We start from the raw sequence: 265 nt of genomic DNA, 5'->3' as shown, positions 1-265 counted from the left end.
ATATGACGATATTGTTGAGCAGTGTTCCATTGCATGGAATCGATTTATTGCAGAGCCGGAAAGGGTGATTCAACTATGTTCTAGACGTTGGACAAAATTGACCAATTAATTAATGTAAATGGTATTAAAGCTAATTGTCATTAAATGACAGACGTAAAAAAGCCCGCTACATGATAGCGGGCTGTTTCACGACTCTTTCAAGTCAATTAGGCGCCTGGAAATGACCTACTCTCGCATGGGGAGACCCCACACTACCATCGGCGAT

1 pseudogene is annotated in these 265 nt (G+C 41.9%); it reads left to right on the top strand.

The annotated features are described in order from the left end of the window. A pseudogene (locus H5181_RS20450) lies at positions 1-109 on the top strand (IS630 family transposase); the annotation flags it as partial. Positions 110-265: the final 156 nt, after the last annotated feature.

The organism is Shewanella sp. SG44-2 (genome assembly GCF_014164215.1).
Lineage (GTDB): Bacteria > Pseudomonadota > Gammaproteobacteria > Enterobacterales > Shewanellaceae > Shewanella > Shewanella frigidimarina.
The sequence above is the reverse complement of the archived record's forward strand: the minus strand, read 5'-3'. Positions and strand labels throughout refer to the sequence as shown.